Origin of the sequence: Exiguobacterium artemiae 255-15 (assembly GCF_000019905.1) — a bacterium.
In the GTDB taxonomy this organism is placed as follows: domain Bacteria; phylum Bacillota; class Bacilli; order Exiguobacteriales; family Exiguobacteriaceae; genus Exiguobacterium_A; species Exiguobacterium_A artemiae.
In genome coordinates, this window is sequence record NC_010556.1 from 1,049,514 (window position 1) to 1,076,228 (window position 26,715).

Here is a 26,715-nt window from a genome sequence, read left to right on the forward strand (position 1 = left end):
AAAATTCAAACGGGATTTATTTTAGTAATAAGCAATAAGCATATAGGAGGAATTTTAATATGGCTCAATCATTCAAACGTGTATTTTTAGTCGTCATGGATTCTGTAGGAATCGGAGAAGCACCGGATGCAGAACAATTCGGTGATCTTGGTGCGCATACACTGGGACATATCGCAGAACAGCGGAATGGTCTGAATATGCCGCATCTCGCTCAGCTTGGTTTGTCGCATATCGAACCGGTTCAAGGTGTATCTGCAGATGCTGCACCGATTGCTTCTTTCGGGAAGATGGAAGAAGTCTCGGCCGGTAAAGATACGATGACAGGCCACTGGGAAATCATGGGTTTGCGGATTGATACGCCGTTCCGCGTGTTTGAGAAATTCCCGGAAGATTTGATTGGTCGCCTGGAAACATTCTCGGGACGGAAAATCATCGGGAACAAACCGGCATCCGGAACAGAAATCCTCGATGAACTCGGACAGGAACACGTCGATACCGGCGCATTGATCGTCTATACATCTGCTGACTCGGTTCTGCAAATCGCTGCACACGAAGAAGTCGTGCCGCTCGAAGAACTGTACCGGATTTGTGAATATGCACGTGATATTACCCGCGACGACCCTTACATGCTCGGCCGGATCATCGCCCGTCCGTTCCTCGGCGAGCAAGGAGCATGGGTCCGGACGTCGAACCGTCACGACTATGCGCTGAAACCGTTTGACCGGACTGTCATGAACGAACTGGAAACAGCCGGACTCGATGTCATCTCGCTCGGTAAAATTGCGGATATCTTCGATGGTGAGGGTGTGACAGACGCGATTCGGACAAAATCAAACATGGACGGTATGGATCAACTCGTGAAGCAACTCGATCGTGACTTTACAGGACTCTGCTTCCTGAACCTCGTCGATTTCGATGCGTTGTTCGGTCACCGTCGTGATCCTCAAGGATACGGTCAGGCGCTGGAAGAATTCGATGCCCGCTTGCTGGAAGTCTTTGAACGCCTGCAAGAGGATGATCTGTTGATCATCACGGCAGACCACGGAAATGATCCGGTCCATCCTGGAACTGATCATACGCGTGAATACGTCCCGCTGTTGGTCTATTCGAAAAGCGGAGCTGCGAAAGATCTCGGTATCCGTTCAACGTTTGCCGATCTCGGAGCGACGGTTGCCGATAACTTCAACGTGAAGATGCCGGCACACGGAAAGAGTTTCTTGTCAGAACTTTAATTTTAAGGGAGCGATTCAGATGACAGTCAACTGGAATGAAACACGTACGTATTTAGAAAGCAAAATGCAGGCGAAACCAGAAATCGGTTTGATTCTCGGTTCTGGACTCGGTGTCCTCGCTGACGACATCGAAAATCCGATTGCGATTCCATACAGTGATATCCCGAACTTCCCGGTCTCGACAGTGGAAGGCCATGCCGGACAACTCGTCTTCGGTACGCTGGAAGGCAAACAGGTTGTTGCGATGCAAGGACGTTTCCACTTCTATGAAGGCTACTCGATGGAGATGGTGACATTCCCGGTCCGAGTCATGAAAGCAATCGGTGTCGAAACACTGATCGTCACAAACGCAGCCGGTGCTTGTAACGAAGCATTTGAGCCGGGGGATCTGATGTTGATCACGGATCACATCAACTTCTTCGGGACAAACCCGCTGATCGGCAAAAATGTCGATGAGATGGGTCCGCGTTTCCCGGATATGTCAAAACCGTATGACGCGGAATTGCTGCGTCTTGCACAGGAAACGGCTGACGAACTCGGCATCAACGTCCGTCAAGGCGTCTACTTCGGCAATACAGGTCCGACATACGAAACACCGGCAGAAGTGAAACTTGCCCGTTTACTCGGCGGAGACGTCGTCGGGATGTCGACAGTCCCTGAAGTCATCGTGGCCCGTCACTCAGATATGCGCGTGCTCGGAATTTCGTGCGTTTCGAACATGGCAGCCGGAATTCTCGATCAACCGCTTCATCACGATGAAGTCATCGAGACGACGGAACGCGTCCGCGCCCACTTCCTGTCACTTGTCCGTGGTTCGATTAAAAAAATGTAAGCATCAAAAACTGATGAAAAATACGAACGACCCCATGAGGAGGAACTTATTATGCGTATGGTAGATTTGATTGCAACAAAACGAGACGGCGGCGAATTACAGACTGCTGATATTAAAGCAATGGTTGAAGGCTTCACGAACGGCGATATTCCAGATTATCAGATGTCAGCAATGTCGATGGCGATTTTCTATCAAGGCATGTCAGACCGTGAAATCGCGGATTTAACGATGGCGATGGTCGAGTCGGGTGACGTCATCGACTTGTCCCGTATCCACGGTAAAAAAGTCGACAAACACTCAACAGGCGGCGTCGGCGATAAAATCAGTCTGATCGTTGCACCACTCGTCGCGTCAATCGGAATTCCTGTCGCGAAAATGAGCGGACGCGGTCTTGGTCACACAGGCGGAACGATCGACAAGCTCGAAGCGTTCCCTGGATTTGATGTGGAATTGTCGGAAGAAGCATTCGTTTCTCAAGTCAACGACATCAAGATGGCCATCATCGGTCAGACAGGCAACCTGACACCTGCCGACAAAAAACTCTACGCATTACGTGATGTGACAGCAACGGTCAACTCGATTCCGTTGATTGCAAGCTCAATCATGTCGAAAAAAATCGCAGCCGGTGCTGACAGTATCGTCCTCGACGTGAAAACAGGTTCAGGCGCGTTCATGAAATCATTTGAAGACGCGAAAGCACTCGCGACAGAAATGGTGTCGATCGGTAAAAGTGTGAACCGGAAGACGATTGCCGTCATTACGGACATGGATCAGCCGCTCGGAAATGAAATCGGAAATGCGAACGAAGTCAAGGAAGCGATTGAAGTCCTGCAAGGAAAAGATGTCCGTGACTTGAAAGTCATCGCCTTGACGATTGCGTCACACATGGCAGTCCTCGGGGAGTTCTACCCGACGTTTGACGAAGCGTACGCGGATCTCGAGACACGTCTCGCGAACGGAGCAGCACTTGACGTATTCAAGAAATTCATCGCGGCACAAGGCGGCGATGCGTCACTCGTCGACGATATGACAAAAGCACTCGAAACGAAATTCGAAAAAGATTTCGTCGCATCGAAAGCAGGATACGTTTCGGAAATCATCGCGGATGAAGTCGGTGTCGCAGCCATGATCCTCGGTGCCGGTCGTGCAACGAAGACCGATGTCATCGATCACGCAGCAAGTGTTACCCTGTTCAAAAAAGTCGGCGATAAAGTCGAAGTCGGTGATGTCATCGCGACACTCCGTTCGAACAAAGAAACACTCGATCAAGCCATCGAGAAAATGGATCACGCGTATCACATCAGCGAGACAAAACCGGAAGCACGTCCGCTTGTCCACGCTGTCATTCAATAAGGTTTTTTCTTACAACCGTCTGGGTTTCTTTCCCAGTCGGTTGTTTTTTGTTATAGTGAAATGAAGAATGTAAGGGGGGAACACAGATGAAACCAGCTCAATTAAAAGTCGGCGATACGATTGCGATTGTTTCGCCGGCTTCTGCGGTCGCAGCTTATGTACCGCGTCGTCTGCAACGGGGGATTGAAACACTGGAACGGATGGGTTTTAAGGTCCTTTTAATGCCGAATGCGACAGCGGTTCACAGTCATACGGCGGGTACGATCGGGGAACGGCTTCAAGACCTGCATATGGCATTCAAAAATCCGGATGTCAAAGCGATTTTTGCGACCATCGGCGGCTTCAACTCGCATCAACTGCTTGATGAACTCGATTACGATTTGATTCGAGCTAATCCGAAAATTTTTATGGGATACAGCGATATTACGGCTCTGTTGTCCGGCATCCAGACGAAAACCGGTTTGACGACATTTGTCGGACCGGCGATTTTACCGCAATTTGGCCAACTGCATGGTCTCGATGACTATACAAAAGAATGGTTTGAAAGAACGTTGATGCAGACGGATCCGATCGGTCCAATCGAAGCGTCGGATGAATGGACGGATGAAGGTCTGCGTTGGGACGTCAATGATGACCGGAGACGAACACACGTCGCGAATGACGGCTATGTCGTTGCCCGTACAGGTGAAGGGACGGGACCAATCGTTGCCGGCAATCTCGGGACACTGCTGCTGCTTGCCGGGACACCGTACATGCCGTCGCTTGACGGGGCGGTTCTGATGCTTGAAGACGACGAAAGTGAAACGCCGGAGACGATTGACCGGTACTTTACGCAACTCCGTCATCTCGGAGCGTATGACAAGATTTCTGGGATCGTCGTCGGACGTTTTCACAGTAAAGTCGAGTTTGATCCGGAATTCCCGCTGAAGGACATTCTGTTGCGGGCGACCCGCGGTTATGACTTCCCGATTGTGCTTAATGCGGACTTCGGGCATACCGATCCGGTCTTCCCGTTACCGAACGGGATTCAGGCAGCGGTCAGTGCGGGTGAAAGTGTCGTGATTGAAATTCTCGAATCCGCAGTGAAGTGAGTAAAAAACCTGCGTTTTTTACGAAGATTTGATACACTAGGTAACGGAGCCGCGGATGCCGCGGCGAACACCACAGCTGAAAAGCGCGAAAGGTTGGTATACACATGCAAAAAACAGGATATATCTTACTGGAAGACGGTAATAAAATTGAGTTCGAATTGTTTAACGACGATGCACCGATCACAACAGAAAACTTCGAGAACCTTGCGAACTCGAACTTCTACGATGGATTGAACTTCCACCGTGTCATTCCTGGTTTCGTCTCACAAGGCGGATGCCCGATCGGAAACGGTACAGGCGGATCAGGTAAAACAATTCCGTGTGAAACATCAACATCTTACCCGCACAAGCATAAAGCCGGTTCGCTTTCAATGGCGCACGCAGGTCGTAACACAGGGTCAAGCCAATTCTTCGTCGTTCACGAGCCGCAACCGCATCTCGACGGCGTTCACACAGTCTTCGGACAAGTGACATCAGGTCTTGAACATGCGACAAAAATGAAACAAGGCGCTGGCATTAAAGAAATTCGCGTTGAAGCGTAAGTGATTTCTTCCCTTCTTTGATTAAAGAAGGGAAGTTTTTTTTTCGCCCAATACGGGAATTGACAACAAGAACTGAAAAATGAAGGAGCGATTTATGATGCGGTTAGCAGGAAAAAAGATTATTCAACTCGTCAGTAACGACTTTGAGGATTTAGAACTGTGGTACCCGGTCCACCGGTTACGCGAAGAAGGGGCGACGGTCGACATTGTCGGCGAGAAAGCCGGTGAAAAATACATCGGAAAATACGGTGTTCCGATTGTGTCGGATAAAACGTTTGACGAAATCAATCCGGCCGATTACGATGCGATTCTTGTTCCGGGCGGCTGGTCACCGGATTTACTGCGCCGGTTTGACTCGGTCCTCACGATGGTCCGTCATTTTAACGAAACGAAACAGCCGATCGGTCAAATCTGTCATGCCGGATGGGTCTTGATTTCAGCCGGTGTCTTAAAAGGCATCAACGTCACAAGCACACCGGGAATCAAGGACGATATGACGAATGCCGGCGCAACGTGGCATGATGAACCCGTCGTCGTCGACGGACATATTATCTCGAGCCGCCGTCCGCCCGATTTGCCAGATTACATGCGGGAATTCATCCGCGTCCTCGAAGGATCGAAGTAATCAGACAGTCGGTAAAAGCGCATAATGTCAGAGCCCACCTCCCTGTTTCGTGACAGGGGGGTCGCGTTTGCGAAGTAAGGGAAAGACGGTGGGATTTCAAATGGATCAAGCCGTCTTTTTACTTGATTTCACGAAAAATGAAGCAATTCGAGCCGAGAAGGTGTAGAATAAACAAGTCTCAGTTGATCATGTTCCTGAGAGTTGTTGAAACTAGGAAGGTGTAGAATCAGATGCTAGTAAAATATAAAAAGTTGAATGAACGGACCGCGATGGGGTTAATCGCTTTTTCGTGTGAAGTGAAGGATCCGAAGTATTTGCTTGAAACGGTTCAAACCTATGAACAAGATGAAAATCAACAGTTGTATCTCTATAAGCAGGATGAAGATTTTATCGGCATTATCGGATTTCAATTAGTGGATGGCCACGCTGAATTGAAACATATCGCCTTGTCGCCATCGTTCCGCGGAGAACGGATGTCGTATATCTTACTGGATGCAGCCGAAAAAATGCTGCGGATGGAAATTACGGGTGCAACGGACGAAACGAGTCGACTTGTTGAAAAGTGGAAAAATCAATAAAAACCGGTCCATGTAAGTTACGGACCGGTTTTTCATTTTTTTTGGCGTGCCGCAAGAGCCGTCTGTCGTGCCGTGATGACATCCTGACGGTCGCGCAACAGATGTTTATGCCGCAAGAACGATAAATCCTGCACCGGTTCAATCGGGAGACTGTTGACCCGTTGTTCGAGACCATCTGCGAGCGGCAACGGAATATGCGTATAGTCGGGTTGCATGAACAATGGTTGTAAAGCGAGCAGGCGTGGGATATCGATTCCTTGACCGGCGAGTGATCCGGCATGGCGTTCGAGTTTTCGGAAAGCTTTCGGATAGGTCCGCATCGCCCCGGATACATTTCCCCGGCGATGATGGTAGCGGGCGACGGCGAGCTGAATCAATGCGACGAGGGATTCATCTTGTCGTTGACCGGCCTGCCACAGTTCTTCGAGTACTTCGTGGCATTCGAAATAGTCTTGTTGGACATTGAATTCAAATGCAAATTGTTCAATCGGATGCATGGATTGATCTCCTTTCCTTTTAATATAGCATAGTCGAAATCAGGTGATGTGTGGTATACTAAGGCGCAAAAAACGTTGATGGGCAGGGAGAATCATGGAATCATACAGTGTAAAGATGGATGCGTTTGAAGGCCCGTTGGATTTGTTGTTGCATTTGATTGGTAAGCTGGAGATTGATTTGTATGACATTTCCGTTTCGATCGTGACGGATCAGTATGTGTCCTATATCCGGGCCATGCAACATCTCGAACTTGATGTGGCGAGTGAATATCTGGTCATGGCAGCGACGCTCCTGCAATTAAAAAGTAAACAACTGTTACCTGTCGAACAGACGGATTTCGAAGACGTTCCGGATTTTGAAGAGGATCCGACACGTGAAGGGTTGATTCAGCAACTGATTGAATATAAAGCATACAAAGAAGCGGCGCTTGTTTTAAAAGAAAAGGAAGAAGCACGGCTGGAACTGTTTTCAAAACAGCCGGAAGACTTGATGACGTATCTCGATCCGGACAATCAAGATTTTAGCGGGAACTTGTCTTTTAGCGACTTGTTGCGTGCCTATGAGAAAATGCGTCAACGCGTCGCCTGGAAAGTACGGCGTTCGAAAACCGTTAAACGGGAAGAACGGACGCTTGAACAACAGATGATTCATGTTTCGGAATATGTTTTTGCCAATGAAGGGACGACATTTTTTGGTTTCTTCACGGAACAACCGACCGTCGAAGAATTGGTCGTTAGTTTCCTGGCTGTACTTGAACTTGTCAAACAATGTGTCGTCGCCTGTGAGCAAATGAGCGACGATATCCTGTTGCGTGCCTTAGTGAAGGAGGAGAATCAGATTGGCGTATGAGCGAATCATTGAAAGTTTATTATTCGTCGTCGGAGACGATGGAATCGATCCGCGTGGTCTGAGTCAAGTTCTTGAAATCAGTGAGGCAGCGGCACGGGAACAGTTACATGCACTCCAGACGACATTTGAAGCGGAGGAACGGGTGTTGCAAATCGTCGAATCCGGTGGTGTGTTCAAAATGGTCACCCGCAAAGAGATGTCGCCGTATGTGCAGGCATATGCTGGATCGCTTGCAGAAGACAGCCTGTCACGCGCAGCGATGGAAACACTCGTCATCATCGCCTATAAACAGCCGGTTACCCGGGCGGACATCGAAGTCATTCGCGGTGTCAAGACGGAGCGTGTCATCCACACGTTAAGTGCAAAAGGATTAATTGATGAAGCCGGACGCGCGAAAGGCGTCGGGCGTGCTAAATTGTATAAAACGACGGATCATTTTTTGGATCACTTCGGACTGAACAGTATCGAAGAGTTGCCGCCGCTCGAGTTTGAAGAAACACTCGAAGCGGATGGGGATTTGTTTTTCCGGAATGAACCGTCATTAGAGGAGAGAATAAATTAATGGAACGTCTACAAAAAATTATTGCCCAAGCCGGTGTCGCATCGCGACGCAAGGCAGAAGAACTGATCACAGAAGGACGCGTCAAAGTCAACGGGAAAGTCATCACGGAACTTGGGACAAAAGTCGGCGGACGTGCGGAAGTTGAAGTCGACGGCGTCAAACTCGAACGGGAAGAACACGTCTACTACATGCTGTATAAACCAACAGGTGTCGTTTCGACGGTGGAAGATGACAAAGGCCGTAAAACGGTCGTTGATCTCGTCCCACCGGGTCACCGTGTATTCCCGGTCGGCCGTCTCGATTACAACACAAGCGGTTTGCTGCTCCTGACGAACGACGGTGAGTTTTCGAATCTCTTGCTTCACCCGAAATACAAAGTACCGAAACGTTATATCGTCAAAATCAAAGGCGTGCCGGATTACTATCATGTCAAAGGTCTCGAAAAAGGTGTTGTCTTACCGGACGGATTCAAAACCGGTAAAGCACGCGTCGAGATGCGTGATATCGATAAGAAAAAGAATACGGCAATTTTAGAAATGGTCATCTATGAAGGCCATAACCGCCAAGTCCGACAAATGGTCGAAACACTCGGCGCAGAGGTCATTAAGTTGAAGCGGGAACAGTTTGGTTTCCTGACGCTTGCTGGATTAACATCAGGCGACTGGCGTGAACTTTCGAAAAAAGAAGTCAATCAATTGCGTGAGCTGGCGGATCCGGTAGCTGCCCCTACGAAAAGACGTAAGAACACAAAAAAACGTTAATTTGTAAAGCGAGAAGCTCAGCCTGCGGGTTGAGTTTTCTTTGTTTGTGACAAAACGATTAACGTATTTCACATTCTGTCAACAATTAAGCGATTTCAAGTACAATATGGTTGGAGGCGGTGCAACATGAAAAAAACGAATCAGAACCCGGATGAGCGGCTAGCAGCCGCGAAGCAAAAGAAGAAAAAACGTTCATTTTGGCGGTTAATGATCATGACGATGGTATTATTCGCCGGTGCGGTCGTCATCATGCAGTTTGTCGATCAGGCGACACGCGATAAGGACGGTCGAGTCCTGGCCGGAGATGATGCGCCGGAATTTGCACTTGTTGATTTGTATGGAGAAAAACAACATACGATGGACGAGTACAAAGGCAAAGGACTTTTACTCAATTTTTGGGGTACATTCTGTGAACCGTGTAAAAAAGAAATGCCGTTGATCAACGACAACTACAAGATGATGCAAAAAGAAGGTGTTAATTTTGCAGCCGTCAACGTCGGTGAGACGCCGGTCCGCGTATCGAGTTTCATCAAGGAAATCGGGGGAACCGATTATCCGGTCTTGATGGACACGAACAGTGCCGTTGAGAAAGCATACGGAATCTACAACCTGCCGGTGACATTCATCATCAACAAAGAAGGTAAGGTCGTTGAAAAGTATGAAGGTGAGATTGACCAGGCGAAGTTAGAAGAAATGATTAAAAAAGCAAACGAGTAACGCATCGAGGGGGAATTTATGATGCAGCAGGAGTATAAGCAACTGGATATGCGTTATGAGGAAGCCGAGCTTCGTTCAAAACGAAAAAATCAATCGTGGATCGACCGGACATGGACGTTCTTTTCATCCGTCAAAGTCGGCTTATGGCTGATCGGCTTAATCATCATCGCAAGCGGCGTCGGAACCATCTTCCCGCAGGAAATGTACATTCCGCAAGCAGTTCCGCCGGAAGAGTTTTACGGGAAGGAATATGGAACGGCCGGTGAAATTTATTATGCCCTCGGTTTCCATAATTTATTTGAATCCTGGTGGTATATCGGCTTAATCACATTATTACTGTTATCCATCATCATCGTATCGATCGACCGTTTCTTCCCGCTGTATCGCGCGCTGAAGAAACAACCGGTCATCCAGTCCGACCGTTTTATGGGCGGTCAGCGATTTGGCGCTGAAGCGACTGGGACGGTTAAACAGATTGATGCCATTGAACCGTTGCTGAAGAAAAAAGGGTATAAGATCCGCCGACAAGACGGCGCACTGCTTGCGGAGAAACAACGTTTCGGCCGCTGGGGTCCATACATCAATCATATCGGGCTTGTCTTGTTCTTTGGTGGAGCGATGCTACGGATTGTTCCCGGGATGCACGAAGACGAGCTGATGTGGATTCGTGAAGGCGAAACGCTGCCGGTCGAAGCGACGGACAACAAGTATTATCTCGAAAACAACTCGTTTAACATTGAGTTTTACGATCCGGCAAAAGAGCCTGAGAAATTCAGAGAAGCGTTGAAACGCGCCGGCGGAAGTGTTCCGAAAAACTATGATACCCAGATGACGTTGTATAAAAAAACCGGAATGACGGAAGACTTCAAACCGAAACTTGAAAAAGTTAAATCCGGTGAGACCGCCGTCAACCAGCCGTTCGAGTTCGGAAACTATCAAGTTTTCCAGGAACAATATGCAGCGGATCCGGAGTTCAAGACGATGTCCTTTAATATCGAGAATCAAAAAACAGGCAAAGTCGTCGATACGATTAAAGTCGACTTGCGTAACCCGCAGGAAACTTACAAATTAAAGAACGGGTATGATGTCGAACTAAAAGACTTCCTGCCGGACTTTGTCGTTAAAGACGGAAAACCGACGACGAACTCGTCGCGTCCGGTCAATCCGGCATTTGTCTTTACGATCAAATCACCGGAACATCCGAAAGGTGAGCGCAGTCTGATCGGGATTAAACTGAATGTCGGCGGCGATGAGAACCAATACAAGATGGGCTTCGCCGGTACAGAACTGTCGAACATTTCCGGCGTCCGGATCAAAAAAGATTTGACGCTTCCATTCCTGTTTGCCGGCGGTATGATCTTCATGGTCGGGCTGTTACTAGGTATGTACTGGCCGCACCGCAGACTTTGGTTAAAAGAACGGAACGGGCAGATTAACATTGCCGGATTTACGAATAAAAATGCACTTGGACTTCAAAAAGAAGTCAATCTCGCCTTGACTGAAGTGGGACTTCCGCAACTGGAAGACCGCCAGAAGTTGCGGGAAGAGGGGGAAATGAAATGAACCTGCTTAGTTTAAGCGGTAATTTACTGCTGACGTCTTTTATCTTATATCTGATCAGTACCGGGTTCTTTGCCGTCGCAACAAGCGGTAAAAAGGGACCAAGCCGTTCAGGGAAAATTGCCTTTTCACTCGCCATCGTCGGATTTGCAGCGCAACTCGGCTACTTCTTCACACGCTGGGCTGGTGCCGGGCACGTACCGGTGTCGAATTTATATGAGTACACGACATTCTTTGGAATGATGATGGTACTTGGCTTCCTGATCGTTTATGGTATTTACCGCAACAACGTCCTCGGACTTGTGGCGATGCCGGTTGCCTTGCTTGTCATCGCCTATGCGTCGATGTTCCCGGACGAAGTCCAACCGTTGATTCCGGCACTTCAAAGTGTCTGGTTGAAAATCCACGTGACGACGGCAGCGCTCGGAGAAGGAATCCTTGCGGTCAGCTTTGCGACCGGACTGTTGTACCTGATCCATGCGACCGACTTCAACAAAGAATCGAAAACACGGACGTGGCTTGAAGTCGTCATGTTCTCACTCGTCTGTGTCGTCGGTTATATCCTGGTCGGATTGTTGTTCAACGGACTCGGAACGAACTCGACGATTGAATACGTCGCGAAAAACGGAGCGACGATGCAACATGAGTATACGATGCCGGTTCTGACCGGTCCTGAAAACGGAAAAATCATTTCCGGCTCAGGTGCTGTCATTGAATTACCGAACTTCCTTAATGCCAACAAAGTCAATACGGTCTTATGGTCGTTGATCGGTGGATTGGTTCTGTACATTCTGCTCCGCTTCGTCATTCTCCGGAAACGGTTGGCTGAAAGCCTCAAACCGATTGCCCGTAAAATTGATCTTGAGACGGCGGATGAAATCAGCTACCGTGCGATTGCAATTGGGTTGCCGGTCTTCATTCTCGGTGGATTGATCTTCGCGATGATCTGGGCACAGATGGCCTGGAGCCGTTACTGGGGTTGGGACCCGAAAGAAGTATGGGCTTTGATCACGATGCTGTTTTACGTTTTCTATCTCCACATGCGGATTCAGCGCGGCTGGATCGGTAAAAAATCAGCGTGGTTATGTGTCGGCGGATTTGCCGTCATCATGTTCAACCTCGTCTTCGTCAACTTGGTCGTTGCCGGACTTCACTCTTACGCGTAAGCAACGAAACCGAATAGTAGAATAATCATTTAAGGATGGACGACGGAAGATGAATTCCGTTGTCCATCCTTTTTTCAGCAGACGCGACCGATTTCCGCGGTCAGAGACGCTATTTCTTTTGTTTCATAGTATACTAGGAGAGTAGTAGGATAGAGTCAGACAGATTAGTTCATGGGAGGAATCAACTGATGTCAGAAGAAGCGCGTATTTTAGTCGTCGATGATGAAGAACGGATTCGGCGTTTATTAAAAATGTATCTCGAACGTGAGAACTTTACGATTGAAGAAGCCGACAACGGAGAGACGGCTCTCGAGATGGCACTTGAAACAGAATATGATGTGATTCTACTTGATTTGATGATGCCGAAGCTTGATGGCATGCAGGTCTGTGAAGAACTGCGTAAAACGAAAGCGACACCGATCGTCATGCTGACGGCAAAAGGGGAAGAGACGAACCGGGTCCACGGTTTTGAAATGGGCGCGGACGATTATATCGTCAAACCGTTCAGTCCGCGGGAAGTCGTGCTCCGCGTCAAAGCCATTCTGAGACGGGCAAGTGCTACGAAATTCCTGCACACGGATGCGAAAACAAAAGATGTCATCGTCTTCCCGCACTTGACGATCGACAATGATGCCCACCGCGTCACGGTTGAATCGCAGGAAGTCAATCTGACACCAAAAGAGTATGAATTGCTGTATTTCCTTGCCAAGCAGACAGATAAAGTCTTTTCGCGGGAACAGTTATTAAAAGAAGTCTGGAACTATGAATTTTTCGGCGATTTACGGACGGTCGATACGCATGTCAAGCGACTGCGTGAAAAACTGAACCGTCTGTCTCCGAATGCTGCCCAAATGATCACGACGGTTTGGGGTGTCGGATACAAGTTCGAGAATAATCCCGCCTGACGATGAAATGGTTACAGAGCGTCGTCATTAAATTGTGGGGGACGATTTTATTACTCGTTTCCGTCGTCTTGATTGCCTTGACGATTTTATTACTCGAATTTTTCAATTCGTTTCATATCGAACAGGAACGCGGTCATCTTGCGAAACTCGGTCAGCAGGTCGAAACCGTCTTTCAAGCCCACAGCGGACTGGAAGAAGGATCGGCGACCGCGATCGAGATTACCGATATTTACGGCGCGACCTTGATTGCGACGTCGAAGGACAATACGGTCGAGACGAATATCTCGGAAGCAAAAGCCAAGCGGATCATCAAGGAGCTCGAACGTCAAAACTGGAAAGCCGTTGACGGCGAAGAAGGGGAAACGGCGATTGGGAACTATGAAACGTTTAACGGGAAAGCGGCACTTGCTTACCGTGCTCCGTTCATTACGGAAAGCGGTAGCGGGACGATGTATTTGATTGAACAATTGACGAACATCGAACAGGCGAATGAAGGGGCACGACAAATCATTCAGCTGTGTGTGTTGCTCGCGATCATCGGAACGACCGTTTTTGCATTCTTCCTGTCGACCCGTATTACGGCACCGCTCCGGACGATTCGCCAGGCGGTCGTCGAAGCGGGGGAAGGAAAGTTTGATCAAAGCCTGACCCAGCGTTCGCGCGATGAAATTGGTGATTTGGCGCTGGCATTTAACGAAATGAGCAGTCAACTCAATCAGTATGTCACGGATCTTGATAAGGAACGTCATTTGCTGTCGTCCATCCTAAGATGTATGGCGGACGGTGTCTTGACCTTCTCGGAATCAGGGGAGTTACTGGCGACCAATCCGCCGGCGGAAGCGTTCCTTGCGGGTGGTCCAGTTCCGGACGAGTTGATTGAATTATTCCAGACGGTCATGCGTAAAGAAAAAGAAATGACGGTTTCCTTTGAACGGGAAGGCCGCTTTTACATTATCATCGTCAGTCCGCTACTTGAGCAGGAAGAACAAATCGGAGCCGTTGCTGTCCTGCGCGATATGACGGAAGCCCAGCAACTGGAGAAGATGCGGGCTGACTTCGTCGCAAACGTTAGTCATGAACTGCGGACGCCGCTCGTCATGCTGCAAGGTTATTCGGAAGCGATCGTCGACGGCATGACGGAAAGTGACGAGGCGACAAAAGAGTTTGCGTCAATCATTTATGACGAGTCGCAACGCCTATCCCGTCTTGTCAACGATTTACTGGATCTGGCACGGATGGAAGCCGGGTATCAGGAAAAGCGGATTGAACTGATCGATGCCGTTCCGTTCGCTAAACGGATGGTCAAGAAGTTTAAGCAGATGGGGCTTGAAAAGCGGGTTTCGTTTGAAGTAACCGGTCCCGACGTTCAGTTTGAAGCTGATCCAGATCAAATGGATCAGGTGATGACGAACCTGCTTGGAAATGCGTTGCGGTATACAGAAGATGGGAAAATCAAGATTGAAATCACGGAAGATAGGGAAACTATATCTTTATCTGTAATTGATTCAGGGGACGGTATTCCGGAAGAAGATGTCCCGTTCGTCTTTGACCGTTTTTACAAGGCGGACAAGGCCCGGACACGCGGCAAGACGGGAACTGGAATCGGTCTTGCGATTGTCGCAAACGTCGTTCGATCGCATGATGGGGAAGTTCAGGTCGAAAGTGAGCTGGGCAAAGGATCCGTTTTCCGAATTCAATTACCAAAAAAACAAAGGAAGCGAACTTTATGATTCGCTTCCTTTCGCTATAGGAGTGAGTCGATTGAAAATCTATACTAAATCAGGTGATGAGGGAGACACGTCGCTCGTCGGGGGACGCGTCAAAAAAAATGATGTCCGGATTACGCTGATGGGGGAGCTTGACGAACTGAACAGTTTTGTCGGACTGGCCCGCACAAAAGCGACATCCATCGAGGTTAAGGAACAATTGACGGTCATTCAGCACGTTTTGTTCGATTGCGGGAGTGACTTGATGTATGTTGAACCGAAAGCATCCCGTCTGAGCCTAACGGCGACGGAAGATTTGGAAAGTTGGATTGACAGTCTGACGGAACTGTCTCCGCCGCTCGATAAATTCATCTTACCGGGTGGCACGGAAGCCGCAGCCTGCCTGCACGTGGCGCGGACGGTCTGCCGGCGTGTCGAACGGGCGATGATTGATGTCGAACAGGCACATCATTTGTTACCATTCATCAACCGTCTAAGTGATTTCTTCTTTACGGCGGCCCGTTACGAAAATGCGGTCAATGAAAAAGCGGATATCGAATATTTACGCAGTGCCCATGTGTTTAAACGAAAGGATGAAGAAGCATGAGTCAGTCATTTCAAACGTGGAACAAACAAGGAACGACTTTTCATCTCGTTCCGACCGATAAATTCAAGACGACGACGGTCCTCGTGACGTTTTCAGCACCACTCGAAGAAAAAACGCTGACGAGCCGTGCTCTGTTACCGTATATCATGGAGAAGTCGACAGCGGCCTATCCGTCGATGAAAGCGTTGCGTGAACCGCTTGAAACCTTATATGATGCAGGTCTGTACGCCGATGCCTCGAAATTCGGGGAAGAACACGTCATCTCGTTCCAGTTGGATGTCGTCCGCGGGGATCTAGTACGTCATGAGACGTTGCTCGAGGAAGCGCTCGATTTACTGGAACAGATGATTTTTTATCCGGATTTGACAGAGGGCGGATTCCGGGAACAATTCGTCAAACAAGAAAAACGGTTGCATGCGTTGCGGATCAGTTCGTTATACGATGACAAAATGCGTTTTGCCCAGCAACGGTTGCTCGAACTGATGGCACCGGGAGAAGCGGTATCGTTATCCTCACTCGGTACACTCGAAGCACTCGAACAAATCACACCGGTTTCCTTACGTGATACATATCGTTCGATGGTCGAACAGGACCGGATCGATGTCTTTGTCGTCGGTCATGTCACGCAAGATGAGATGGAAGATGCCTTGTCGTTCTTACCTTCCCATGATGAAAAAGCCAGTCACTATATTCCGGCCCAAAAACAGGTCGCGGGCGTCAAACGTTCGTCCGAGACGCAACCGATCAAACAAGGTAAATTGCATTTAGGTTACCGGGTCAGTGTCGATCCGACGTCCGTCGATTCGATTCGGCTGCAAATCGTCAACGGTCTGTTCGGCGGATTCCCGCATTCGAAACTGTTCATGAATGTCCGTGAGAAAGAAAGTCTCGCCTATTATGCAGCATCACGGTATGCGGCTCTGAACAGTGCGCTTTACGTTTATGCCGGGGTTGAAACGAAACAGGCGGAACGTGCCGAGACGATTATCGGCGAACAATTAAGGGATCTTAAAGCCGGACAGTTCACGGATGAGGAACTGACGCAGACGAAAGCGATGCTCATCAATGCCCGCCGGCAAATCCTTGATCAGCCGGGACAATTGATCGGCTGGTTAAATGGATCGAAGATGCGCGGATTGACGCTTGAGGATGAGATTCACATCATTGAGACGGCAACACGCGAGGATGTCGTCCGCTTGGCAGCAACTATTGAACTCGAGGCAGTTTATCTATTGCGAGGTGAAGAATAATGGAACAGTTGACGTATCACGATACAGACGAAACCGTATTTTTTGAACAGCTCGATAACGGGCTTGCGGTGTATTTGCTTCAGAAAAAAGGGTATGAAAAAACATATGCGACTTTTACGACGCGTTACGGATCAATCGATAACCGTTTTAAAAAGGATGGCCAATGGGTCAAAGTCCCGGACGGTATCGCCCATTTCCTTGAGCACAAGATGTTTGAGTCGGAGCAAGGGGATGTCTTCCAGGAGTTCGGGCGCCTCGGTGCCTCGGCAAATGCGTTCACATCGTTCTCTCGGACCGCTTATTTGTTCTCGGCGACTTCGTTGATTGAACAAAATCTTGAGACGCTGATTGACTTCGTCCAGGATCCGTATTTCACGGAAGAGAGTGTCGAAAAAGAAAAAGGCATCATCACACAGGAAATCCAGATGTATCAGGATAATCCGGGATGGCGTTTATTCTTCGGTTTGATTGAATCGATGTACGCGAAACATCCGGTCCGGATCGATATTGCCGGTACTCCGGAATCGATTGATCAAATTACGGCGGACGACCTGTATACGTGTTACCGGACGTTCTATCATCCATCGAATATGGTCCTGTTCGTCGTCGGGAATATCGATCCGGCCGAGACGCTGGCCTTGATCAAAGCGAACCAAGCGAAAAAAGATTATACGGATCGTCCGGCCATCGAACGTGATTACGGTACGGAACCGCAAGAAGTCGCAAAAAAACGGGTTGAACTCGAACTCGACGTCAAGACACCAAAAGTCCTGATCGGTTATAAAGACAGTTCCCTCGGCGGACAGGAACAGCTGCGCCGCGAACTGACAAGTGAACTGCTGTTGCATCTGTTGTTCGACCAAACGTCCTCCACGTATCTCGAACTGTATGAAGACGGCTTGATTGACGATACGTTCAGCTTCGATTACTCGAGTGAGGAAGAATTTGCGTTCGCGACGTTCGGAATGGAAACGGAAGATCCGGACCGCTTTATCGCGGCCTACGAAAAATTATTAGCGGTCCGGCCCGAGTTCGAGGAAACGGAAGTCGTCCGCAAACGCAACATGATGCAAGGAAAATTCCTGCGGTCGCTGAACTCGCCGGAATTCATCGCCAATCAATTCTCACGCCACGCTCTTGCCGGGACGAATCTGTTTACGTTACCGACATTGATTGCCTCGATCACCAAAGAAGAAATCGAAGCCCGGTTCGATGAATTGTTTGCGCTTGAAAATCGTGCGATTTCAATCGTTAAACCGTACGCTTGACCGATGCGGATTTTAATTACGGGAGCCAGCGGAGCAATCGGCTGGGCAACGGTCTTACGATTGGCGGCTGAAGGACACGATTTGATCCTTCACACCCACCGGAAACAGCATGAGCTCGAACAGATGATACGACAGTTGCCTGTGACGACGGAGATCGTCACAGGCGATCTGTCTGACCGGGAGAACTTGACAGCATTTTGTGACGGCTTACCGTCTGTAGAAGGATTTGTTCATATCGCCGGGACCAGCTTCAGTGGACTGCTCGTCGATCAATCCCGTTCCTCGGTGGAATCGATGATGACATTGCATGTCGAATCGTTGATCCGGATTGCCCAGACCTTAACAAGCCGAAAAGCTTTTTCAGCATCACTTTCGATCGTCGTCGTCAGCAGTGTGTTAGGTGAATTTGGTGCGGCCGGTGAAGTCGTCTATTCGACCTGCAAGGCAGCACAGCTCGGGTTCGTCAAGTCATTCAGCAAAGAGCTCGGTGCGATGAACGGACGCGTGAATGCGGTGACTCCGGGCTGGATCGAGACCCCGATGAATGCCGTCTTTTCGGCGGAAGACCGGGACTTGGCATTGGCTGAAATTCCGGCCGGTCGTTTTGGACGGGTTGACGAGGTCGCATCCGCCATCACCTATTTAATGGGACAGGATGCAACGTATATGAACGGTGCCGTTCTTAAAATTGACGGCGGCTGGATGTAGTCCGGTGAAATTTGCTTAGGGGAATGCTTTTCATTTTTCAAAAAATCATTTAACATGAGGGATGGATAATCGATTTGAAGAGGAGGCTGGGCGCGTGAGTGAATTCGAACAGTGGTATCTGGAGTACGAACTGAACGTCAACCGTCCCGGGATATTAGGGGACATCGCGTCACTCATGGGGATGCTACATATTTCGATTGTCACGATTAACGGTGTCGATCACCAGCGTCGGGGCATGTTGCTTCAAACGAAGCAACCGGATCAAATCCCGCGGCTTGCCGCCATCTTAAAGACGATGACGACTATCGATGTGATTAAGCTTCGTAAACCGAAGCTTCGTGACCGGATCGCCATCCGACACGGTCGTTATATCGACCACAGCAGCGGTGAGATCAAGACGTTTCGTTTTGTCCGCGAGGATTTAGGGATTCTCGTCGATTTCATGGCTGAACTCTGTAAACAAGACGGACACCTGTTGATTGGTGTTCGCGGCATGCCGCGTGTTGGGAAAACCGAATCCATCGTAGCGGCGAGTGTAAGTGCCAATAAAAAATGGTTATTTCTTTCATCGACGTTAATCAAACAAACCGTCCGGACTTCATTGTTCGATGATGAACGGACAGGCGATTATGTTTATATCATCGATGCGCTCGTCTCACAGCGCCATTTCGACGAACGGCATTGGCAGATTTTACGTGAAGTCATGCGACTTCCGGCTACGAAAATCGTCGAACACCCAGATGCTTTTGTTAAATCGAGCGAATACACGTGGGATGATTTTGATTACATCATTGAATTACGCAACTCGACAGAAGAAATCATTGTCACCGAACCACCTCGTGCCCATGGCGGGAACGACTGGTTCAATTTCGAATAAGTATTGAAAATGGAAGGTGTGTTACCGATGACTGAGCTCGGAACCTACTTAAAGGAGCAGCGGGAAACGTTAGGCATCTCGCTCGAACAAATTCAAAGCACGACAAAAATTCAAAAACGTTATATTCTCGCCATTGAAGAAGGCGATTACAAACAATTACCGGGCGCATTTTACGCCCGTGCCTTCATTAAGACGTATGCAGAAGCACTTGGTCTTGATGTCGACGAAGTATTTGCGACCTACAAACGTGACCTCCCGGAACCGGAAGCACAACCTGTTGTTGAGCTGTCTCGCCGGGCTACGTATTCCAAGTCAACGGCACCGAAGAAAAGTGTCGCCAAACGTTGGATTCCGAATATCATCATCATTGCTTTGATTTTTGCAATCGGGGTTGCCCTGTATTACGGATTCCAGGCATTCCAGGATGGTGACGGAACAAAAACGGCGACGCCGAAACAAAGTGAGGTCACGATTGACGAAGGTGACGCACCAAGTGAGGAAGCCGATGCACCGGCAGCAGAAGAGCCGAAAGAAGAACCGGCGAAAAAAGAAGAACCTGTTAAAAAAGAAACGAAGAAACCATTGGCTGTCAAAACGACAGTCGGCCAAGACATCACCTATGAAGTACCGGCAGATGGTACAATGAGTGTATCCATCCGGATCAAAAAAGATGCTTCGCCGTCACCGTTTGTTGGTGTACGGGACACGTCTTTAGAAGGACAAGCACTCGCGCCTGACCATATCAATGCGTCAGACCCAAATCCAATCGTCGTCAAAAATGCCAAAACGGACGTGATTCGGATTCGGATCGGTTCCATCAAAGGAATCGACCGGATTCTCGTTAACAATCAGGAGCTTAAGCTTAACCGCTCCCTCCTCGTTCAAAATATTTACCTGAAGAAAGTAGCCACGCCATAAGGCGTGTCTTCTTCATGTCAGCCCTGCTGGCATACATAACCCGAAAAGGAGGGATACGAGAATGAACTTGCCCAATCAATTGACGGTCTTACGCGTGTTACTAATTCCCGTGTTCGTTGCCGTCTTAGCCATCAATCCAGACTGGGGACAGTGGGATGTCTTAGGAGCGGTACTGCCGGTTTCCCACTTCGTCGCCGCGATGATCTTTTCCGTCGCCGCCATCACCGATTGGCTCGACGGGTATATTGCCCGGAAAAACAAACTGGTCACGAACTTCGGTAAATTCATGGATCCACTCGCCGACAAGATGCTTGTCGCTGCAGCACTCGTCTATTTAGTCGAACTTGACTTCGTCGCCGCTTGGGTCGTCGTCATCATCTTATGCCGTGAATTCGCCGTGACAGGTCTCCGTCTCGTCGCTTCAGACGAGGGGATTGTCCTGGCCGCCGGAAATTCCGGCAAAGCGAAGACCTGGGTCCAGTTGACATCCATCATCGCCTTTTTACTGCATGATATCGGATTTGCCTTACTGAACATTCCTTTTGCGGAAATCACGATGTGGTTGGCGTTGGTCTTAACAATTTATTCAGGAGTCGAGTATTTCTCAAAAAATATCAAGTTAATTACGAAATCCATGTAAATTGGATCAAACAAGACTGTTCGTCAACCCGAACAGTCTTTTCGTATAGTCAAGAAAGCGGGGATGTAAAATGAAAGCAGAAATCGTTGCTGTCGGAAGTGAATTATTGTTAGGGGAAATTGCCAACACGAATGCCCAGTATTTATCAGAGTGGCTTGCGACATGTGGTATTGACGTGCATTATCATACGGTCGTCGGAGATAACCGGGAACGGATGGTCGAAGTTGTTACGCGGGCTCAGGAGCGGGCGGAACTGATTGTCATTACCGGAGGACTTGGACCGACGGAAGATGACTTGACGAAAGAGGTCGTAGCGGAACTGCTCGGCCGGACGCTTCATGTGGATCAGCCGGCTTACGACCGGATTGAGGCATTTTTAAAAACACGGGGACGTACAATGACGGAGAATGAAAGAAAACAGGCCCTTGTAATCGATCAAGCCGATGTGCTGACGAATCAGGCCGGGCTTGCACCCGGCATGTCCGTTCAGACACCGGATCATCAATACATCCTGTTACCGGGTGTCCCCCGGGAAATGAAGCGGATTATTGCCGACCATTTCGATCACTTGTTAGGCAAGGAAACGATTAAATCAAGAACATTACGTTTCTTCGGCATTGGAGAGTCGGCATTAAACGACCGGTTGGCGGATCTCATCCGGACAGCCCGCAATCCGTCCGTCGCCCCGTACGCTGAATTGGCAGAAGTCCGTCTTCGTCTGACGGCGAAGGCGCTTGACGAACAAGTCGCCCTCGACATGCTCGATGCGCTGGAACAACAAGTCCTTGCCGAAGTCGGCAGCCATTTTTACGGTTATGGCGAAACAAGTTTACCCGAAGTCGTCCTCGACCGGTGCCGTGAAGCCGGTTTGACCTTGTCAGCAGCGGAGTCGTTGACCGGAGGCGCCTTTGCAAGCGGTCTGACCGACATTCAAGGCGCGAGTGCCGTCTTCCGCGGCAGTGCCGTCGTCTACGCAGATGCGGCAAAAGTGAACGTCCTCGGAGTACCGCAGACATTGCTTGACGAACAGACTGCCGTCAGCCGGGACGTTGCCGTTGCGATGGCGGAAGGAGCACGCAAACTCTATCAGACGGATCTTGCCATCGCCCTGACCGGTGAAGCTGGTCCCACGAGTAACAGTGGTCAAGCGGTCGGAACGGTCTACTGTGCGTTAGCACATTCAGGCGGTACGGAAGTACTTGAACTGACGTATCCGGCCTTCGACCGTGGTATGATTAGATTGCGTTCCGTCAAGGATGCTTACTTCATGCTCCTTCAAAATATCAGCCCGGCGGACGAAATGAACAAAAAATGATTTCTTTCAACTATGCGAATAAATGTTCGTAAAATGCTTGTTATTCGGTCTCAAAAGAAGTACAATAATCTCAGTAAGATAAATAAAAGGAGGCCTGCTACGTGAGTGATCGTAAAGCAGCACTTGAAATGGCATTGCGTCAGATTGAGAAACAATTTGGTAAAGGTTCAATCATGAAACTAGGTGAAAGTGCAGATCAGAGAGTATCCGTAATCTCTTCTGGATCAATCACATTAGATATAGCACTCGGTGCAGGTGGATATCCACGTGGACGGGTAATCGAAGTCTATGGTCCGGAATCTTCCGGTAAAACGACAGTTTCGCTTCATGCGATTGCTGAAGTCCAAAAACAAGGCGGACAGGCGGCATTCATCGATGCCGAGCACGCACTTGATCCGGCTTATGCCAGCAAACTCGGTGTCAACATTGACGAATTACTGTTATCACAACCGGATACAGGAGAGCAGGCGCTTGAAATCGCAGAGGCATTAGTCCGTTCTGGTGCTGTTGATATCCTCGTCGTCGACTCAGTAGCGGCACTTGTCCCGAAAGCCGAGATCGAAGGCGAAATGGGTGACTCGCACATGGGTCTCCAGGCTCGTTTGATGAGTCAGGCGTTGCGTAAATTGTCCGGTGCGACAAACAAATCCAAAACAATCGTCATCTTCATCAACCAGATTCGTGAAAAAATCGGTGTCATGTTCGGTAACCCGGAAACGACTCCAGGTGGACGTGCCTTGAAATTCTATTCATCGGTCCGTCTTGAAGTCCGTCGTGCAGAAGCACTGAAAAACGGAACAGATATCGTCGGAAACCGGACGAAACTGAAAGTCGTTAAAAACAAGATCGCTCCGCCGTTCAAACAAGCGGAAGTCGACATCATGTACGGACAAGGAATCTCTAAATTCGGCGAGTTGATTGATCTTGGAACAGATCTCGATATCGTCCAAAAAAGTGGTGCTTGGTATTCATACAATTCAGAGCGTCTTGGTCAAGGACGTGAAAATGCGAAACAATACATGATTGAACATCCGGATGTTGCGGATGAGGTCGAACGATTGATTCGTGAACATCACGGTCTCGTCGACCGGAAAGAACCGGTTGACTTTGAAGAAGGTCAAGACGAAGATCTGTTTGCAGAATAAGTCGAAAGAGAGTGGAATCGATTCAGATTCTGCTCTTTTTTTGTTGAAAAGAGGAAAACATAGGAATTCTTTCCCGCCCGTTCGTTGACAATGAACGAGTGCTATCCTTACAATATAGATGTACGTTTTTTAGACAGCTTCGATGAATAACCGAAATGAACTAAGAAACACCTTGTAAAGGGGAGGTGAACCCATGGGTACAACAACTTGGATTGTCATACTTCTCCTCGCAATACTGATCGCATTCATCGTAGGCTACTTCTTGCGGAAATCGATTGCAGAAGCAAAGATTCAAGGCGCGGAAACAGAAGCGACGAAAATCGTGGAACGTGCACAAGTATCAGCGGAAGCAACGAAAAAAGAAGCATTGCTCGAAGCGAAAGATGAAGCCTTTAAACTTCGGAATGAAGTCGAAAAAGAGCTTCGTGAACGTCGTCAAGAGTTAACGAAACAAGAAGGACGATTGCTCCAAAAAGAAGAGACGCTCGATCGCCGTGTTGATTCCATCGACCGCAAGGAAGAACAAATCAATACGCGTGATGCAGAGATCGCGAAACGGAAGCATCAAGCTGAAGAGTTAGAACGCAAAGTAGAGGACCTGTATGAACAGGGACGCCAAGAGCTCGTACGTGTTGCGAATCTTTCGCAAGACGAAGCTAGAGCTATCATCATGGATGAGACGAAACAAGCTGCCATGCACGATGCAGCCATTCTTCAAAAAGAAATCGAACAAAAAGCAAAAGAAGAAGCAGACAAAAAAGCACGCAACATCCTTTCACTTGCGATTCAACGGTTCGCCGCGGAACATATCGCAGAGACGACGGTTTCGGTCGTCAACTTGCCGAATGACGAGATGAAAGGCCGGATCATCGGTCGTGAAGGTCGTAACATCCGGACCCTCGAAACGTTAACGGGTATCGATTTAATCATCGATGACACACCGGAAGCGGTCATTTTGTCCGGATTTGATCCGATTCGCCGCGAAGTGGCGAAGATGGCCCTTGAAAAACTCGTTCAAGACGGCCGGATTCACCCGGCACGAATTGAAGAGATGGTCGACAAATCACGTCGGGAAGTCGACGAACGGATTCGTGAAATCGGTGAAGAAGCGACATATGATGTCGGGATTCACGGTATTCATCCGGATCTCGTCAAAATTCTCGGCCGCTTGAAGTATCGGACAAGTTACGGTCAAAACGTATTGTTCCACTCACTCGAAGTCGCTCATCTTGCCGGTATGATGGCAGCAGAGCTCGGTGAAGATGTAACACTTGCGAAACGCGCCGGTCTCCTCCACGATATCGGGAAAGCGATTGACCACGAAGTGGAAGGAAGTCACGTTGAAATCGGAGTGGAACTTGGTACGAAGTACAAAGAACATCCAACCGTCATCAATGCGATTGCTTCCCACCACGGGGATACGGAAGCGACATCTGTCATTTCCGTCCTGGTTGCGGCAGCGGATGCTTTATCAGCCGCTCGTCCGGGTGCACGTCAAGAAACACTCGAGAGTTATATCCGGCGTCTTGAACGCCTGGAAGAAATCTCGGAATCATTCGACGGTGTTGAGAAGTCATTCGCGATTCAAGCAGGTCGCGAAGTCCGGATCATCGTTCGTCCTGATGTCGTCGACGATGTCCTTGCTCATAAGATGGCAAGCGATATCCGGAAAAAAATCGAAGAAGAACTCGATTATCCGGGTCATATCAAAGTCACGGTCATTCGGGAAACACGAGCAGTCGAATACGCAAAATAAGCAAAGTGGCGGGCGACCGCCACTTTTTTTAATTACTGGAGGAATGTTTCATGAAGATCTTATTTATCGGAGATGTCGTCGGGGCACCAGGACGTCATATCTTACAGCAATTCACTGCACGTATTAAATCGAAATATAATCCGACGGTCATGCTCGTCAACGGCGAGAATGCCGCACATGGCCGGGGAATCACGAAATCCATCTACCATCAATTGCTTGAACTCGGATTCCACGGCGTGACGATGGGGAATCATACGTTTGACAACCGGGATATCTTTGATTGGATCGACGATGCGGACCGGATCGTCCGCCCGGCGAACTATCCGGAAGGAACACCCGGCCGCGGCATGATGGTGTTAAAAGTCGGCAACAAAAAAATTGCCGTCATCAACGTGCAAGGGACCGTCTTCCTGCCGCCGCTCGGCGATCCGTTCCGGACAGTCGATGAGCTGATTGCGGAAGTCGAAGGGGAAGTCGATGCGATTTTCGTTGACGTCCACGCAGAAGCGACGAGTGAAAAAATCGCGATGGGTTACCACTTGGCAGGACGTGTCCAAGCAGTCGTCGGAACGCATACCCACGTCCAGACAGCGGACGAACGGATTCTTGAAGGCGGAACGGCTTACATCACCGACGTCGGCATGACAGGACCGCTCGACGGTGTCCTCGGTATGCGTAAAGAAGATGTGTTACGAAAATTTAAAACACAGCTCCCAACCCGGTTTGAAGTTGCTGAAGGACGGGAACAATTAAATGGAGTCTTGATTCATATTGATGATGTATCAAAAAAAGCAACGAAGATTGAACGCATCCATTTGACGGATCAATCGATTTTCTTTGATTGAGCTTTGATTTTTGATTGGGAGGTACATGCATGGACGTCCTGAAAGTATCAGCTAAATCGAATCCGAATGCGGTCGCAGGAGCGCTCGCAGGTGTACTTCGAGAGAAAGGTTCTGTCGAGATTCAGGCAATCGGAGCAGGTGCTCTCAATCAATCCGTTAAAGCGGTGGCAATCGCAAGAGGGTTTGTCGCACCGGCAGGCATGGATTTGATCTGTATTCCGGCATTTACCGACATCATGATTGATGGCGAGGAACGGACGGCAATCAAATTAATCATTGAACCACGATGATGCATCATTGGACATAGGTCCTACGTTAAAGCAGACCATTTACTCGTTGGAGTAGATGGTCTTTTTTTATGTCGGACAGCCGGAAAAAATCAATGGATTCGCCAGAGGAGCATTGTACA

General features: G+C 48.9%; 28 protein-coding genes. 27 read left to right on the top strand and 1 reads right to left on the bottom strand.

Annotation, left to right across the window (positions count from 1 at the left end; translation table 11 throughout):
* The first annotated feature begins 59 nt into the window (after positions 1 to 59).
* From deoB to EXIG_RS05365, 7 genes are all read left to right on the top strand, one after another.
* Positions 60 to 1,232 carry a phosphopentomutase gene (gene deoB / locus EXIG_RS05335; RefSeq protein WP_012369905.1) on the top strand — a complete coding sequence of 391 codons (1,173 nt, stop codon included), beginning with the start codon at positions 60 to 62 and terminating at the stop codon, positions 1,230 to 1,232.
* A gap of 19 nt (positions 1,233 to 1,251) precedes the next feature.
* The gene (locus EXIG_RS05340) at positions 1,252 to 2,064 is read left to right on the top strand and encodes a purine-nucleoside phosphorylase (RefSeq protein WP_012369906.1); all 813 of its coding nucleotides are present in this window, start codon (positions 1,252 to 1,254) and stop codon (positions 2,062 to 2,064) included.
* 51 nt (positions 2,065 to 2,115) lie between these two features.
* Positions 2,116 to 3,417 (top strand): pyrimidine-nucleoside phosphorylase, encoded by a 1,302-nt coding sequence (locus EXIG_RS05345; RefSeq protein WP_012369907.1) that lies wholly within the window; start codon positions 2,116 to 2,118, stop codon positions 3,415 to 3,417.
* 86 nt (positions 3,418 to 3,503) lie between these two features.
* Positions 3,504 to 4,508 (top strand): S66 family peptidase, encoded by a 1,005-nt coding sequence (locus EXIG_RS05350; RefSeq protein ID WP_012369908.1) that lies wholly within the window; start codon positions 3,504 to 3,506, stop codon positions 4,506 to 4,508.
* Positions 4,509 to 4,612: 104 nt separating this feature from the next.
* Complete coding sequence (locus tag EXIG_RS05355; RefSeq protein ID WP_012369909.1) at positions 4,613 to 5,050, top strand: peptidylprolyl isomerase; 438 nt, start codon at positions 4,613 to 4,615, stop codon at positions 5,048 to 5,050.
* 97 nt (positions 5,051 to 5,147) lie between these two features.
* Entirely contained in the window at positions 5,148 to 5,675 is a 528-nt protein-coding gene (locus EXIG_RS05360; RefSeq protein WP_041261530.1) for a type 1 glutamine amidotransferase domain-containing protein, read from the top strand.
* A 251-nt stretch (positions 5,676 to 5,926) separates the two neighbouring features.
* A complete protein-coding gene (locus tag EXIG_RS05365; protein ID WP_234944580.1) occupies positions 5,927 to 6,253 on the top strand; it encodes a GNAT family N-acetyltransferase in 327 nt (108 codons plus the stop codon).
* Between the two features lie 32 nt (positions 6,254 to 6,285).
* Here EXIG_RS05365 and EXIG_RS05370 read toward each other — a convergent pair whose 3' ends face one another.
* The gene (locus EXIG_RS05370; RefSeq protein WP_012369912.1) at positions 6,286 to 6,750 is read right to left on the bottom strand and encodes a DUF309 domain-containing protein; all 465 of its coding nucleotides are present in this window, start codon (positions 6,748 to 6,750) and stop codon (positions 6,286 to 6,288) included.
* A 94-nt stretch (positions 6,751 to 6,844) separates the two neighbouring features.
* Between EXIG_RS05370 and EXIG_RS05375 the strand changes: the two genes are divergently transcribed.
* From EXIG_RS05375 to EXIG_RS05470, 20 genes are all read left to right on the top strand, one after another.
* Positions 6,845 to 7,600 carry a segregation/condensation protein A gene (locus EXIG_RS05375; protein WP_012369913.1) on the top strand — a complete coding sequence of 252 codons (756 nt, stop codon included), beginning with the start codon at positions 6,845 to 6,847 and terminating at the stop codon, positions 7,598 to 7,600.
* Positions 7,590 to 8,162, top strand: a complete 573-nt coding sequence (gene scpB / locus EXIG_RS05380) for an SMC-Scp complex subunit ScpB (RefSeq protein WP_012369914.1) — start codon at positions 7,590 to 7,592, stop codon at positions 8,160 to 8,162. The genes EXIG_RS05375 and scpB overlap by 11 nt, the downstream gene beginning before the upstream one ends.
* Positions 8,162 to 8,923 carry a pseudouridine synthase gene (locus tag EXIG_RS05385; RefSeq protein ID WP_012369915.1) on the top strand — a complete coding sequence of 254 codons (762 nt, stop codon included), beginning with the start codon at positions 8,162 to 8,164 and terminating at the stop codon, positions 8,921 to 8,923. Before scpB ends, EXIG_RS05385 begins: the two co-directional genes overlap by 1 nt.
* A 126-nt stretch (positions 8,924 to 9,049) precedes the next feature.
* On the top strand, positions 9,050 to 9,640 hold the full coding sequence (locus EXIG_RS05390) for a redoxin domain-containing protein (protein WP_012369916.1): 591 nt from the start codon (positions 9,050 to 9,052) through the stop codon (positions 9,638 to 9,640).
* Between the two features lie 21 nt (positions 9,641 to 9,661).
* Positions 9,662 to 11,203 carry a cytochrome c biogenesis protein ResB gene (gene resB / locus EXIG_RS05395; RefSeq protein ID WP_234944581.1) on the top strand — a complete coding sequence of 514 codons (1,542 nt, stop codon included), beginning with the start codon at positions 9,662 to 9,664 and terminating at the stop codon, positions 11,201 to 11,203.
* Positions 11,200 to 12,366: a c-type cytochrome biogenesis protein CcsB gene (gene ccsB, locus EXIG_RS05400; RefSeq protein ID WP_012369918.1), complete on the top strand. Its 1,167-nt coding sequence runs from the start codon at positions 11,200 to 11,202 to the stop codon at positions 12,364 to 12,366. Before resB ends, ccsB begins: the two co-directional genes overlap by 4 nt.
* A 188-nt stretch (positions 12,367 to 12,554) precedes the next feature.
* Entirely contained in the window at positions 12,555 to 13,271 is a 717-nt protein-coding gene (locus EXIG_RS05405; RefSeq protein ID WP_012369919.1) for a response regulator transcription factor, read from the top strand.
* A 2-nt stretch (positions 13,272 to 13,273) separates the two neighbouring features.
* Entirely contained in the window at positions 13,274 to 15,001 is a 1,728-nt protein-coding gene (locus EXIG_RS05410; protein WP_012369920.1) for a sensor histidine kinase, read from the top strand.
* Between the two features lie 31 nt (positions 15,002 to 15,032).
* Entirely contained in the window at positions 15,033 to 15,584 is a 552-nt protein-coding gene (locus EXIG_RS05415; protein WP_012369921.1) for a cob(I)yrinic acid a,c-diamide adenosyltransferase, read from the top strand.
* The gene (yfmF, locus tag EXIG_RS05420; RefSeq protein ID WP_012369922.1) at positions 15,581 to 16,834 is read left to right on the top strand and encodes an EF-P 5-aminopentanol modification-associated protein YfmF; all 1,254 of its coding nucleotides are present in this window, start codon (positions 15,581 to 15,583) and stop codon (positions 16,832 to 16,834) included. The genes EXIG_RS05415 and yfmF overlap by 4 nt, the downstream gene beginning before the upstream one ends.
* Complete coding sequence (gene yfmH / locus EXIG_RS05425; RefSeq protein ID WP_012369923.1) at positions 16,834 to 18,102, top strand: EF-P 5-aminopentanol modification-associated protein YfmH; 1,269 nt, start codon at positions 16,834 to 16,836, stop codon at positions 18,100 to 18,102. Before yfmF ends, yfmH begins: the two co-directional genes overlap by 1 nt.
* Before the next feature lie 3 nt (positions 18,103 to 18,105).
* Complete coding sequence (ymfI, locus tag EXIG_RS05430; RefSeq protein WP_012369924.1) at positions 18,106 to 18,810, top strand: elongation factor P 5-aminopentanone reductase; 705 nt, start codon at positions 18,106 to 18,108, stop codon at positions 18,808 to 18,810.
* A gap of 61 nt (positions 18,811 to 18,871) precedes the next feature.
* Complete coding sequence (locus EXIG_RS05435; RefSeq protein WP_251135835.1) at positions 18,872 to 19,687, top strand: DUF3388 domain-containing protein; 816 nt, start codon at positions 18,872 to 18,874, stop codon at positions 19,685 to 19,687.
* Between the two features lie 27 nt (positions 19,688 to 19,714).
* Complete coding sequence (locus EXIG_RS05440; RefSeq protein ID WP_012369926.1) at positions 19,715 to 20,605, top strand: helix-turn-helix domain-containing protein; 891 nt, start codon at positions 19,715 to 19,717, stop codon at positions 20,603 to 20,605.
* A gap of 61 nt (positions 20,606 to 20,666) precedes the next feature.
* Positions 20,667 to 21,245, top strand: coding sequence for a CDP-diacylglycerol--glycerol-3-phosphate 3-phosphatidyltransferase (pgsA, locus tag EXIG_RS05445; RefSeq protein WP_012369927.1), 579 nt, complete (start codon positions 20,667 to 20,669; stop codon positions 21,243 to 21,245).
* A gap of 70 nt (positions 21,246 to 21,315) precedes the next feature.
* The gene (locus EXIG_RS05450) at positions 21,316 to 22,560 is read left to right on the top strand and encodes a competence/damage-inducible protein A (RefSeq protein WP_012369928.1); all 1,245 of its coding nucleotides are present in this window, start codon (positions 21,316 to 21,318) and stop codon (positions 22,558 to 22,560) included.
* A 101-nt stretch (positions 22,561 to 22,661) separates the two neighbouring features.
* Positions 22,662 to 23,705, top strand: coding sequence for a recombinase RecA (gene recA / locus EXIG_RS05455; RefSeq protein WP_012369929.1), 1,044 nt, complete (start codon positions 22,662 to 22,664; stop codon positions 23,703 to 23,705).
* 193 nt (positions 23,706 to 23,898) lie between these two features.
* Positions 23,899 to 25,461, top strand: coding sequence for a ribonuclease Y (rny, locus tag EXIG_RS05460; RefSeq protein WP_012369930.1), 1,563 nt, complete (start codon positions 23,899 to 23,901; stop codon positions 25,459 to 25,461).
* Positions 25,462 to 25,511: 50 nt separating this feature from the next.
* Positions 25,512 to 26,306 carry a TIGR00282 family metallophosphoesterase gene (locus EXIG_RS05465; protein ID WP_012369931.1) on the top strand — a complete coding sequence of 265 codons (795 nt, stop codon included), beginning with the start codon at positions 25,512 to 25,514 and terminating at the stop codon, positions 26,304 to 26,306.
* Positions 26,307 to 26,335: 29 nt separating this feature from the next.
* On the top strand, positions 26,336 to 26,596 hold the full coding sequence (locus tag EXIG_RS05470; RefSeq protein WP_012369932.1) for a stage V sporulation protein S: 261 nt from the start codon (positions 26,336 to 26,338) through the stop codon (positions 26,594 to 26,596).
* Positions 26,597 to 26,715: the final 119 nt, after the last annotated feature.